Raw genomic sequence first — 13,463 nt, forward strand, 5'->3', positions numbered from 1 at the left:
CATTAAAAGCTCCCTCTTCCTTGGCCGATCAGACAAGCACGGGATGCACACTTGTCACACTAAGTATGCATCCCGTAAAAATCCCGTACTCATCATCCAAGACGTGACACCTTTAATCTCGCCTCATCCAGATGGCTGCGCAATGCTGCAAGACATGGCGCAAAATTGGCAGAAAAACGGCTGCAGCCGCTGGCCAGTGCATAAAAGCGCTCAGCCAACGCCAGTGCTTCATGCCACGTCTCTCCCGCAATCCCATCAATAAGCGTGGCCGGACGAAGTGTATTAACCAGCGCGCCTCCTGGCTTCGGGGCAAATCCCATGGGCAGCATGTCATAGGCTGGCGCAAGATCATAAGGCCGGCCATGGGAACTGATAAACGACAGATTACCGTGGTGCATGTCGGTATTGCCGATCAGCATGCCAAACGCCCAAAGCCTTGACGTGCTGGTGACCGCATCCTGATGAACACAGCCCTGCTTTGCCAGCTCGTTTACCAGTACCGGCCAGGTTTCTCTTGCCCGACCGACAAACTCAGCCTCGAGCGCACGTAAAGAAAAAAGCCCTTTACGGCCAAGCGGTCCTGTACGGTCGAACCGCGGGATTTCAAGGAAGCGCTGTCCGCCAAAATCAAACACCTCTGTCTCAACGCCAAGTACCATTAGCGCCAGATGTTCCGCCAGTAACAGGTCTCGCCAGCGTTCACTTACAGGGTTATCGTCCGGCGCCGTGAATTTCACAATGACGTGGCCACGTTCTGTGTAAGTACAGAATTTCGGCTGCTCACCGCCTGCTGAGGAACCTGGCACATCACCGGCGCTAACGGCCAGCGCCAGTGACGGGTATGCGGTTGCCCGGTCCACTGCAACAGGCGACGGCATATCGACAAAATGATTTCGTGCCTGTTCACCAATTAAAAGGTTCCCCACCGCATCGTGTCCATGAGCCAGCAGGGCCCTGATAACGTCAGTGTCACTCCAGTTCTCTGGATTTGCAGGCAGGCCAAGTTCGGATGAAAATCGGGAGGCATACGCCCGGCCAAGGTAACCCTGAGGCCGCATGTCAAACAACCACCACGGCAACCCATCGCTATGGAGGCATATATTGTCCGTTTGCTCCATAACAAATCCGTCTGGATGAACCGGAACGAGTTTACCCAGCGATTTAATCTGACCCTCTTCCGTAATACGGTAGATGGGGGCCGAACTGAATCCACGATGTGCATCGCGCAGAACATAGTGAATAGATGGACCGGACCCAATACGAACAACTTCATCGCCAAGCGCTTTAATCGATCGCGAAACGGTAGGTTGGCTAATTCCCATTATATCAGTAAGTTGCCTTACAGACACAGGACCTTGCCTCAGTAATTGTCGTAGCGTTTCGGATCGATTTATCATGGTGTTGAATCGCTTTATGAATAGGTTATTGAATAGCTAATTTATCAGGTATTGTCTCCCCTGTCATCTTCCCCAACGGCCGTCTTTGTTTTATGCCTGCGCAACCAAATTAACTTGTACGCCGCTGGAATGATAAACAGCGATAGCAGCGGCGCCGTGATCATCCCGCCAATCATAGGCGCCGCTATCCGGCTCATGACTTCTGACCCGGCACCGGTCCCCCACAGAATGGGCAGCAGACCGGCAATAATCACCGCGACGGTCATTGCCTTTGGCCGCACGCGCAGCACGGCACCATGATAAAGAGCGTCGTCAAGCCCCTGCTCGGTGAACGTTTCCCGATGAGATAACGCCGGCTGTGCCTCAACGGCATGACGCAAATACATCAGCATGACCACCCCAAATTCTGCCGCCACCCCAGCCAGAGCGATAAAACCGGTGCCGGTTGCCACAGACATATGGAAGCCCTGCCAGTAGAGGAACCATATTCCCCCGACCAGGGCGAACGGCAGACTCATCAGGATCAGCAGCGCTTCATCCACACGACGGAACGCCAGATACAGCAGAATGAAGATGATCATCACCGTCATTGGCACCATCAGCTTCAGTTTCTTGTTGGCGTGCTCGAGCAGCTCAAACTGCCCGGAGAATGAGACGCTGGTGCCCGGTCTCAGCTTTACGTTCTGACTGATGGCCGTCTTAATGTCGTTCACCACCGACACCATATCCCTGCCGCGGGCATCGATATAAATCCAGCTCGCAGGCCGGGCATTCTCCGTTTTCAGCATCGTGGGGCCGGAAACCACGTTGATATCCGCCACATCGCCCAGCGTGATCTGCTGTTTCATCGGTGTCAGAATAGGCATCTGCTTCAACGCGTTCGGGCTATTCCGGTAGTCCTGAGGATAGCGAATATTGATCGGGTACCGGGCGACACCTTCCACAGTTTCTCCCACCGTCGCCCCGCCGATGGCCGAGGAGACAAACAGCTGCACATCGCCCACCGTCATCCCGTAGCGGGAGGCTTTTTCCCGGTTGATATCGACATCAATGTAGCGCCCGCCCTCCAGACGTTCAGCCAGGGCAGACACTACGCCCGGCACCGTTTTGGCTACCGCCTCGATGCTCTGCGCCGTGGCGTCGATATCCGACAAAACGGTACCTGACACCTTGATACCAATCGGGCTTTTGATCCCGGTGGAAAGCATGTCTATCCGGTTGCGAATGGGCGGAACCCACAGGTTAGCCAGGCCGGGCAACCGAACGGTCTTGTCAAGTTCGTCAATAATCTTGTCAATCGTCATGCCGGGCCGCCACTCATTCTCAGGTTTGAGCTGAATGGTGGTTTCCACCATTTCGAGCGGCGCGGAATCCGTAGCCGTTTCGGCCTTACCCGTCTTGCCGAAAACAGAGGCCACCTCAGGCACGGTTTTGATTAACTTGTCCGTGGTCTGTAACAGCGCCGCCGCTTCTGCCGGAGAAACGCCCGGCAATGTTGACGGCATATACAGCAGATCGCCTTCATTAATCTTCGGCAGGAATTCGCCGCCCACCTGGCTCAGTGGCCAGATCACCGTGAAGATGGACAAGGCCGCAACCAGCAGGGTTGTTTTTGGCCAGTGGAGAACCTTAATCAGTAGCGGATGGTAGGCTTTAATCAGCAGCCTGTTCAATGGGTTACTGGTCTCAGCAGGAATCTTACCCCGGATCCAGAATCCCATCAGGATGGGGATAACGATGATGGCCAGCGCGGCCGCACCCGCCATGGAGTACGTTTTGGTGAAGGCCAGCGGACCAAACAGCCGCCCTTCCTGGCCCTCAAGGGTAAAGATAGGAATGAAGGATAAGGTGATGATCAGCAGGCTGATAAACAGCGCGGGGCCAACCTCGACAGAGGCATTGGTGATCACCTTCCAGCGCGTGGCGTTGTCAATCTGCTCTCCCGGATGCTGGTGATCCCACTCTTCCAGCCGTTTGTGCGCGTTTTCAATCATGACGATGGCGGCATCCACCATCGCGCCGACCGCAATGGCTATGCCTCCCAGCGACATGATATTGGCGTTCAGTCCCTGGAAATGCATGACGATAAAGGCAATACACAGGCCAAGCGGCAGAGAGATAATCGCCACCAGCGCAGAGCGAACGTGCCACAGGAACAGCGCGCAGACGATGGCCACCACGATAAACTCTTCGAGCAGCTTGGAACTCAGGTTGTCGATTGCCCGGTCGATGAGCTGGCTGCGATCGTAGGTCGTCACAATCTCAACGCCTTCCGGCAGGCTGGCCTTCAGCGTCTCCAGCTTATCTTTCACCGCCGTAATGACCTCGCGCGCATTTTTGCCCGAACGCAGGATCACCACGCCACCCGCAACTTCCCCGTGCCCGTTCAGCTCGGCAATACCGCGCCGCATTTCCGGCCCCGTTTGTACGCGGGCAACATCACGAAGGTAAATCGGTACCCCGCTCTCTCCGGTTTTCAGGACGATGTTATTGAAATCGTCCATCGTCTGCAGATAGCCGCTGGCCCGGACCATATACTCCGCTTCCGCCATTTCAACTGACGATCCTCCTGCCTCCTGGTTAGACGACTCAAGGGCCTGCTTAACCTCCGGCAGGCTGATGCCGTACTGAGCCAGTTTTAACGGATTGACTAGGATCTGATACTGCTTCACCACGCCGCCGACGGAGGCCACTTCGGCCACGTTCGGGATAGTTTTCAGCTCAAATTTCAGGAACCAGTCCTGCAATGAGCGCAACTCTGCGAGATCGTGTTTTCCGCTGCGATCCACCAGCGCATACTCAAATATCCAGCCTACGCCGGTGGCATCAGGACCAATTTCAGAGCTCACGCCGGCAGGCAGTTTGCCCTGAACCTGATTTAGATACTCCAGCACGCGCGAACGGGCCCAGTACAAATCGGTGCCATCTTCAAAAATGACGTACACGTACGAATCGCCAAACTGCGAAAAACCGCGCACGGTCTTTGCGCCGGGAACTGAGAGCATGGTGGTAGTCAGTGGATAGGTCACCTGGTTTTCGACAATCTGCGGGGCCTGGCCGGGATAGCTGGTTTTGATAATCACCTGAACGTCAGAGAGATCGGGCAAGGCATCGACCGGGGTGTTGATAATGGTCCATGTCCCCCAGACGCTGAGAAACAGCGCCCCCATCATGACCAGGAAACGGTTGGCGACTGACCGCCGGATAATCCATTCAATCATCATCGTCTCCTTAATGGCCAGAATGCGCGCCGTCAGCAGCTTCAGCGTGACGCATGCGCTCCAGCGCGCCGGTAATATTGGCCTCCGAGTCAATCAGGAACAGACCGCTGACCACCACCGACTCCCCCTCTTCCAGTCCGCTACCAATGCCGGACTGCTGCTGAGATTCATGCAGAACGTGGATGCTTTTCGGGACAAAATTCCCGTCCGCATCAACCGTAATCACGCGCTGTTCTTTGCCGGTATCGATAACGGCCTGGGAGGGGATCAGCAGCATTTCCTGACTTTGGGTATTCAGCTTCAGGTACGCGTTCATGCCCGGTTTCAGCAGCTCATCCTTGTTAGCGACCTGCAGGCGCACCTGCAGCGTACGGGTGGTCGGATCCACGCTCGGCAGAAGGCTCCATTTTTCAACCGGGAAGGATTTATCCGGATAAGCCGGTATCGAAACGGTAAACTGCGAGGTATCTTTCAGCAGATAAGCAATGGATTCAGGCACTGCCGCGCCGATCCAGACCGGATCCATCCCCTGAATTTGCGCTACCACCTTATCTTTGGAAATATTCATGCCGGTACGCAGGTCAAAGGCCGTGATCGCTCCGTCGATCGGCGCCTTGATGGTAAACCGGGTCTGGATAGTGCGGGTCGCACGCAGCCTCTGAATATCCTCATCCGGCATACCCGCCAGGCGAAGCCGTTCCAGAACCCCTTTTATTTGCGTTGGCGTTCCGCCGGTGCCGGATAACAGCAGAAACTCGCTCTGCGCCTCTACCCAGTCAGGAATGGTAATATCAATAAGCGGCGTGCCTTTCTTCACCTTATCGCCCGTCGTCAGCGGGTACACTTTCTCCACAAAGCCTTCCGCGCGCGCCTGCACAATGACAAACTGATAGTCGTTATAGCTGACGTTAGCCGGGATGGTCTGGGCATAATTCAGCGTTCCGCGCGTCACCTTTTGCGTTTTTAATCCCAGGTTCTGAACCTGTGTCGGGTCAATACGGATACCGGCACTGCTTTTATTCTCGTTTTCATCCGCATATTTCGGTACCAGATCCATATCCATAAACGGCGATTTACCGGGCTTATCGAATTTAACGTCTGGCTTCATCGGGTCATACCAGAAAAGTACCTTTCTTTCTGGTGCGCTATTTTCCGTTTTTACAGATGAATGAAGAGCCTGCCAGGCCGTCACCGATATTAGCCCTCCCGCAATTAGGCTGCTGACTATCATGGCAGAATATTTTATTTTTAATGAGGCCATGCCGTTTCTCGCTATTTAATGCTCTTCAGTAAAGAGATATTGCCCTGCTGAACAAACGAAAAATCAACGTGACTGCCGACTTTTAAGGCATTGATACTCTCGTCAGCCTGAATAAAGGTGAAACGCATGGTCATCGCGGGCCAGCCAATCGCCGGGATAGCCTCATGAGAAATCGTGACTTTTTTATTCGTGAGATCAATGTCCTTCACGATGCCGGTCCCGGTGATGAGCTGCTCTGTGGTCCCTTCGCTGGCAGCACTCATCCCCTCGTGCTGATGAACCTCAGCCTGGATACCGGCAGAAAACATAATGATGGCACCGAATACAACAGCCTTAAGTGAATTGCGCATGTTTATTTTCCTGTTTAATTAAATAACGTTATTCGACCCAACCGCCGCCGAGCGCGGTGAAGAGATTAATTTCATTAACCTGCCGGGCATAAATAAGGTCGAGAATATTTTGCTGCGTGGAGAAAAGAGAACGTTCCGCGTCAAGCACTTCGATATAGCTGACCGCGCCGCTGGAATATAATCCTCTGGCCCGCTGCAGGGTGACGCGTAGCGAATCAAGATACCGCTGCTGCGCAGCAAGCTGCTGGTTAATGCTCTCACGCAGCGCGAGCGCGTCGGCAACCTGTTTGAAGGCGGACTGAATTTTTTGTTCGTAATTCACAACCGACTGCTGCTGGCGAATTTCGGCCAGCTTCAGGTTGGCCTTATTTCTGCCCGCATTAAAAATGGGAATGTCGATTTTAGGAATAAAATTCCACATCCCGCTAGCTGATGTGAACAGGCTGGACAACTCCGTGCTGCCGGTTGAAAGCCCGCTGGTGAGTGATATGGACGGGAAAAAGGCAGCACGTGCCGCGCCGATATTCGCATCGGCCGCTTTAAGCTGATACTCCGCTTCCATAATATCCGGGCGCTGCAGCAGTATCGCTGAGGAAAGATGGGGAGGCAGTTTTACCGGCGCAACGTCGCTGGCGTTCATGCCGCTGTCGTCCGGCAGCGCGCGATACGTGCCGAGGACCAGCTGCAGGGCATTATTGGCCTGCGCCAGCTCCCCCTCTCTTTTCGCAATATCTGCCCGCGTGCTTTCGATCTGTCCCCGCGCCTGTTCCAGCGCCAGGACGTTCGTACTGCCCGTCACCAGCTGCTGCTCAACGAACGCATAAGACTGCTGGTAATTTTTCAGCGTTTCCCGCGCGATACGCAGCTGTTTATACGCCAGCTGCTGGTTGAAATAGCTCTGAGAAACGTTAGAGACGAGCAGGATGTGCACCGCGCGACGGGCCTCTTCGCTGGCGTAATAGTTTTGTCGGTCGGCTTCGCTCATGTTCCTCAGCTTGCCGAAGAAGTCGAGTTCGTAGCTAAGCGCAATGCCCGCGTCGTACTGCTGCGTGGTGGGTTTGTCACTTTTCAGCCCACCGCTATAGGTGATACCCGAGGAGGCATTTAGCTGAGGATAACGATCCGCATCCGTCACGTTGAACTGCGCCCGGGCTTCCTCGACCTTCAGGGCGGCCATTTTTACATCGCGATTATTATTCAGGGCTTCCGTAATCAATCCGGCTATCTGAGGATCGACAAAAAAGCGTCGCCAGCCGGTGTCCTGATATCCCGCCGCCGCGGGCGTCAGGCCGTTACGGGAGAGCGAAAACTGCTGGGGTACAGGTGCTTCCGGTCGCTGGTACTCTGGGGCCAGCGAGACGCAGCCTGCCAGAATAAATACCGTACTGATGCTTAGTCGTTTTAACAGGAACATAACGGTTCAAATGAAGTCCAGAGTAGTTTTAGGGTTACTCTACGAAACGCATCCTGTTTAACGGGTGACAGGATAATGACAATGTTGTCATTTTTAGCGTAAGTCATTGTTAACGGTCGCAGGCTCACTAGAATGTCATCAGCAGCCAGTCAGGGGAGCACAATGAAAATACTGATCGTCGAAGACGAAATTAAAACCGGTGAGTACCTGAGTAAGGGGCTAACCGAAGCGGGATTTGTTGTGGACCACGCGGATAACGGCCTGAACGGCTACCATCTCGCCATGACCGCTGAATACGATCTGCTGATTCTGGATATCATGCTGCCCGATGTGAACGGCTGGGACATTGTCCGCATGCTCCGCTCCGGCGGCAAAGGAATGCCCATCCTGCTACTCACGGCTCTTGGCACGATTGAACATCGGGTTAAAGGGCTTGAGCTGGGCGCGGATGATTATCTGATTAAGCCTTTCGCCTTTGCAGAGCTGCTCGCCCGGGTAAGGACGCTGTTAAGACGCGGAAATACGGTGATCGCGGAAAGCCAGCTTCAGGTGGCAGACCTGACGGTTGACCTCGTGTCGAGAAAGGTAAGCCGGGCCGGAAGTCGCATCCTGTTAACCAGCAAAGAGTTCAGCCTGCTGGAGTTTTTCATGCGTCATCAGGGAGAGGTGCTTCCCCGCTCCCTGATTGCCTCCCAGGTGTGGGACATGAATTTTGACAGCGACACAAACGCGATTGATGTGGCGGTAAAGCGGCTTCGCGCGAAAATCGATAACGATTATGAACCGAAACTGATCCAGACGGTGCGCGGCGTGGGCTATATGCTGGAGGTACCGGATGCACGTTAAGCTTCCCAGGCGCCCCTTTTCTCTTGCCCTGCGGCTGACCTTTTTTATCAGTCTCTCCACGATACTGGCCTTTTTCGCCTTTACCTGGTTTATGCTCCATTCCGTTGAAAAGCATTTTGCCGAGCAGGATATCAGCGACCTGCAGCAAATCAGCACCGCGATGCACCGCATACTGCAATCGCCGGTCGACCCCGACCAAAAGAAAATCAGCAAGATCAAAGAGTCGATCGCCAGCTACCGCAACGTGGCCGTCCTGCTCCTGGATCCGCAGGGAAATACCCTGTTCAGCTCGGCGCAAGGGGCGGCACTGCGCCCCGCGATGAACACGGCGGATTTTAGCGAACACCGCCGCGCGCAGGATGTGTTTCACTGGACGGTTGAAGACCCTGCCGAAAGCATGCACGCCGGGTCCAACATGAAAATGGAAACGTACCGGATTATCGCCTCTTCAGGAACGGCGACGCTGCAGGGTAAATCGCAGGGCTACGTTATGCTGATCGGGCTCTCCATTAATTTTCATCTGCACTACCTTGAGGCGCTGAAAAAGAACCTCCTGATGATTGCTGCGGCGATCAGCCTGCTGATTATTCTTGTCATTCGCATCGCGGTTCGTCAGGGACATTTGCCCCTGCGTAACGTCAGCAACGCCATTAAAAATATCACCTCAGAAAACCTGGATGCACGGCTGGAGCCTTCCCGCGTGCCCGTTGAACTGGAACAGCTGGTCATCTCCTTCAACCATATGATCGAAAAGATTGAAGACGTCTTTACCCGTCAGGCGAATTTCTCCGCCGATATCGCGCATGAAATCAGAACTCCCATCACCAATCTGGTGACGCAAACGGAAATCGCGCTGAGCCAGAACCGCTCGCAGAAAGAGCTGGAAGATGTTCTTTACTCCAGTCTGGAAGAGTACAACCGGATGACCCGGATGGTCAGCGACATGCTTTTCCTGGCGCAGGCGGATAATAACCAGCTGATCCCTGACCGGGTGATGTTTGATTTAAGTGCCGAAGTTATGAAAGTCTTCGAATTCTTCGAAGCCTGGGCGGAAGAACGCAACATCACGCTAAAATTTAACGGGATGCCCTGCCTGATAGAAGGCGATCCTCAGATGTTCAGGAGAGCAATCAATAATCTGTTATCCAACGCCCTGCGCTATACCCCAGCGGGCAAAACGGTGACGGTCTCCATCAGAAATCAGGATAACGACGTTGAACTGATGACAGAAAACCCAGGCACGCCGATCCCGCAAGAGCATCTGCCAAAGCTGTTTGACCGTTTCTATCGCGTCGACCCGTCCAGACAGCGCAAAGGCGAAGGCAGCGGGATCGGGCTTGCCATCGTGAAGTCCATCGTCACCGCGCACCATGGGAAAGTCCGCGTGGAATCGGATGAGGTGTCGACACGCTTCATCCTCTCCGTACCGGGAAAAATGGCCTGAGCGTCAGCGCACGGCCCGGCACACTTCCAGTACCTTTTCCCTGAGCCATCGATGCCCCGGATCTCTTTCCATACGCGGATGCCACATCTGTGACACCGTAATGGTCCGGGTTTTAAACGGCAGCTCAAAGACGTGTACGCGCTCGTTCATCGGCTGATTGAGCAGGTACAGGGCCGGCACCATGGCAACCAAATCGGACGCCAGCGCCACGGATAGCGCCGTCGGAAATCCGGGCACCACGCTGGCGACCTTGCGCTTCATCCCCCGTTCCGCCAGCGCGTCATCGACAAACCCGTATAACGATCCGTCCGGTGAGGCCACCACGTGGCCCCACGCGACATAATCGGCAAGGCTGACGTCAGGCTGTAGTGACAGCGGATGCCCCTTGCGCACCGCGCCAACAAACCGATCCTGAAAGAGCCTTTGCAGCCGTATTTCAGGCCCCATATTGCTCTGCACGCCGATCTCCAGGTCGACCAGCCCCTCGCGCAAATAGCGCGACGTTTTTTCAGGTTTCGGAGAGAAGCGGATGCATACCTCGGGCGCAACGCTCGCCACCGCCGCAATAAGCAGCGGCCCAAACGCCACCACAAAACCGTCGTTAGCTCTGATGGTGAACAGCCGCTCGAGATTTTCCACCTTCAGCGCGTCGGTGGAGGGCTGTAGCACCGCCCTCGCCTCATGCACGGCGCTTCTGGCGCGGTCCCGCGTGGCTTCGGCCCAGGGCGTCAGCACCATATGACGCCCGGCCCTCACCAGAATAGGATCGCCGGTCACCTCCCGCAGCCTGCTCAGGGTGCGGCTCATGGCGGAGGTGCTGAGGTTCAAACGTCGCGCCGCGCCCGCCACGCTGGCTTCTGCGAGCAGAACGTCGAGTGCAACCAGAAGGTTAAAGTCAGGATCGGACACGATGGCTCCTCAGATAAGGCGTTATATGCAACGATTAAGTGCAGCTAATGCGTCTTCCGCCCTGTATACCGCATGATTATAGTTTCGTCATTACTATTCTTATCCGGAGTAACGACGATGACGCTATTTTCAAACCAGCCCGGCGATGAAGGTTTGCCCGGGCACGAACGCGCCAGGGTGATGGCCGCCGTCATGACCACCACGCTGATGGGCGTCTTTGACGGCACCATGATCAACATCGCGCTACCCTCCATGGCAACGGCGATGCAGGTCACCGCGAACGTGGCGGTCTGGTTCGCCAACGGTTACCTGCTGGCAGCGGCAATGACGTTAGCCCTCTTCGCGGCGCTGGCGGCGCGCGTGGGCTATCGCCCGGTGTTTCTTGCCGGGCTTGCCACCTTTACGCTCACCTCGCTCGGCTGCGCGCTGGCGACCACGCCAGAAATGCTGATCGGCATGCGTATTTTGCAAGGCATCGGCGGCGCGGCCACGCTGAGTATCGCCCCGGCGATCCTGCGATCCGTTTTTCCGGGTCGACTGCTTGGCCGCATTCTGGGGCTGCACGCCCTGCTTATCGCCTCCAGCACGGCAGTTGCCCCCGTGCTGGGCGGAACCATACTGGACGCGCTGAGCTGGCAGTGGCTGTTCGCCATTAATATTGTGCCGGGCAGTATTGCCCTGCTGCTGGCGTGGCGCGCCTTGCCGCGGGAGTCGGCCGTTGACCGCTCACCCTTTGACGCGCCGGGCGCCGTGCTTTCCGCCGCGCTGTTAGGCTCAGCGATTATGCTGGCCGACAGCCTTCAGCGCGTGGAGCAACACATTAGCCAGGAGGCCCTCGGCTGGGGGATTCTTACGCTGACCAGCACCCTCGCCTTTATCTGGCGGATTCGGCGTGCGCGAAGTCCCATCCTGCCGCCCGTCATGTTCAAAAACGGACGCTTCACCCTCGCAGCCCTGACCTCGCTGGCCTCGTTTGTGAGCCAGGGCATCACCTTTGTCGCGCTGCCGTTCCTGTTTCAGAGCGTGTATGGCTATAGCCCGGTGGTCTCCGCGCTGCTGTTCACCCCGTGGCCGATTGGCATCGTGCTGATTGCGCCGCACGCGGGACGCTGGGCAGATACGATTTCCGCGCGGCTGATCTCGACAATCGGGCTGATGGTTTTTGTCGGTGGACTGGTCCTGCTGGCGACATTGCCGGACAGCCCTTCCGCATGGAATATCTGCCTGCGCAGTCTGGTGTGCGGGATTGGGTTTGGCTGCTTTCAGAGCCCCAATAACCGGGAAATGCTCTCTAACGTGGCGCGGGAATATGCCAGCTATGCCTCTGGCGTGTTGTCGATTGTGAGGACATTCGGCCAGTGTCTCGGCGCCGCCGCGGTGGGCGTGCTGCTTGCGACGACCGAATCAGACCATGACCGGGCCGTGCATTTTGCGCTGTGGATAGCCGTCATCGCCTCGACGGGGTCGGTGTTGTTTAGCGTGAGCAGGCTGCGCCCTGCGGTTCGGGCATCAGCCTGATTCGCCCGGCGGCGCTACGCTTGCACAATGTAGATACTGTTATGCCACGCAAGCATTTTCCTGATGCAATGTGGCATCGAACGGGCGTCCTGATTTCAGGACGCCATACGCCACCTGCGCCAGCTTACGCATCATCGCTCCGATTATCAGCTTCGCTCCCTTGCCGTTCTTTTCCAGACGCGTCCTGAACGCTTTTCCCCACTCCGTTTTGTACAGCGCCACCATCGCGGGCATATACAGCGCCCTGCGAAGCGAGACATGGCCAGCCTTACTCATCCTGCTTGCCCTGTGTACGCTGCTTCCTGATTCATGCTGCCGCGGTGTCAGTCCTGCGAAAGCCGCGAACTGCCGCGCCTGACCGAACCTGTCCTTCAGCCCCACATACGCCAGCAGCACCGCGGATGTCTTTTCACCGATACCCGGTATGCTGTCCAGCAGTTTTCGCCGGTGCTTCAGGTCCGGGTCCTCGGCATCTGCACCTCCCGCGCCGTCTCACGACGGTTCAGCTCCTGCGTGTGCATGTCTGTCAGGGACTGGTGACGCAGCACCAGCGCCCGCAACGCGCGCTCCAGCGGATGAGGTGCCTCCCAGGCTACCGGACGCTTCTGCCGGCAGAACTCTGCCAGCATACGGGCATCAACGGCATCGGTTTTACTGCGCAGGCCTTCACTCTGCGCAAAGGCTTTACCAAGAGCCGGGTTGATGATGGATACGGTGAAACCGGCATCGCTGAGGGATGCTGCTGCGTCTTCCATATAGGTGCTGGTCGCTTCCATGCAGATATGTGCCTGAGCCACATTATGGCTGCGGAGCCAGCTGAGCAGCTCCTCGTGACCTTTAGGTGTGTTAGTAAATTTTTTGCTGCGGTGACGGCCATCAGGTCGCAACACATCGACATCCAGCTTAGCTTTGGAGACATCGATACCAATAAAGTGAAGTTCCTGTTCCATAGTGAAACCAACCTTGTGAATGCGGATTACCGGGAAAACCGGTCCATGATACTGTCCGGTTTGTCACTTGTGGAGAAGGTGCAGTCCACTGCAGGGATCTACAACACAGGCTCGTGGCCTAAGGCCGGGTACGGCATGTGGACTGCATGGCAG

General features: G+C 56.0%; 9 protein-coding genes and 1 pseudogene. 3 read left to right on the forward strand and 7 right to left on the reverse strand.

The genetic code is table 11. The annotated features are described in order from the left end of the window. Nucleotides 1–92: 92 nt before the first annotated feature. From yjjJ to V1566_RS14690, 5 genes are read right to left on the reverse strand one after another with little or no spacing between them, the layout of a single operon-like run. The gene (gene yjjJ, locus V1566_RS14670; RefSeq protein WP_395303778.1) at nt 93–1,397 is read right to left on the reverse strand and encodes a type II toxin-antitoxin system HipA family toxin YjjJ; all 1,305 of its coding nucleotides are present in this window, start codon (nt 1,395–1,397) and stop codon (nt 93–95) included. Between the two features lie 44 nt (nt 1,398–1,441). Next, a complete protein-coding gene (gene silA / locus V1566_RS14675; protein WP_395305997.1) occupies nt 1,442–4,618 on the reverse strand; it encodes a Cu(+)/Ag(+) efflux RND transporter permease subunit SilA in 3,177 nt (1,058 codons plus the stop codon). Between the two features lie 10 nt (nt 4,619–4,628). Then, nucleotides 4,629–5,879 carry an efflux RND transporter periplasmic adaptor subunit gene (locus tag V1566_RS14680; RefSeq protein WP_395303779.1) on the reverse strand — a complete coding sequence of 417 codons (1,251 nt, stop codon included), beginning with the start codon at nt 5,877–5,879 and terminating at the stop codon, nt 4,629–4,631. An 11-nt stretch (nt 5,880–5,890) separates the two neighbouring features. Beyond that, nucleotides 5,891–6,229, reverse strand: coding sequence for a cation efflux system protein CusF (gene cusF, locus V1566_RS14685; RefSeq protein WP_395303780.1), 339 nt, complete (start codon nt 6,227–6,229; stop codon nt 5,891–5,893). A 28-nt stretch (nt 6,230–6,257) separates the two neighbouring features. Next, entirely contained in the window at nt 6,258–7,643 is a 1,386-nt protein-coding gene (locus V1566_RS14690) for an efflux transporter outer membrane subunit (RefSeq protein ID WP_395303781.1), read from the reverse strand. Nucleotides 7,644–7,805: 162 nt separating this feature from the next. On the opposite strand from V1566_RS14690, the gene V1566_RS14695 reads away from it, so the two are divergent. Together V1566_RS14695 and V1566_RS14700 are read left to right on the forward strand one after the other, a co-directional pair. Further along, nucleotides 7,806–8,489, forward strand: coding sequence for a copper/silver response regulator transcription factor (locus V1566_RS14695; protein ID WP_121423768.1), 684 nt, complete (start codon nt 7,806–7,808; stop codon nt 8,487–8,489). Then, entirely contained in the window at nt 8,479–9,933 is a 1,455-nt protein-coding gene (locus V1566_RS14700; RefSeq protein WP_395303782.1) for a Cu(+)/Ag(+) sensor histidine kinase, read from the forward strand. Before V1566_RS14695 ends, V1566_RS14700 begins: the two co-directional genes overlap by 11 nt. A gap of 3 nt (nt 9,934–9,936) precedes the next feature. Here the strand turns inward: V1566_RS14700 and V1566_RS14705 are convergent, their stop codons facing one another. Continuing rightward, nucleotides 9,937–10,842: a LysR family transcriptional regulator gene (locus V1566_RS14705; RefSeq protein ID WP_395303783.1), complete on the reverse strand. Its 906-nt coding sequence runs from the start codon at nt 10,840–10,842 to the stop codon at nt 9,937–9,939. A 117-nt stretch (nt 10,843–10,959) separates the two neighbouring features. On the opposite strand from V1566_RS14705, the gene V1566_RS14710 reads away from it, so the two are divergent. Beyond that, on the forward strand, nt 10,960–12,360 hold the full coding sequence (locus V1566_RS14710; RefSeq protein ID WP_395303784.1) for an MFS transporter: 1,401 nt from the start codon (nt 10,960–10,962) through the stop codon (nt 12,358–12,360). A gap of 39 nt (nt 12,361–12,399) precedes the next feature. Here the strand turns inward: V1566_RS14710 and V1566_RS14715 are convergent. After that, nucleotides 12,400–13,310: pseudogene (locus tag V1566_RS14715) on the reverse strand (IS110 family transposase). Nucleotides 13,311–13,463: the final 153 nt, after the last annotated feature.

It is taken from the genome of Enterobacter sp. ECC-019, assembly GCF_043974075.1.
Taxonomy (GTDB): Bacteria; Pseudomonadota; Gammaproteobacteria; order Enterobacterales; family Enterobacteriaceae; genus Enterobacter; species Enterobacter asburiae_D.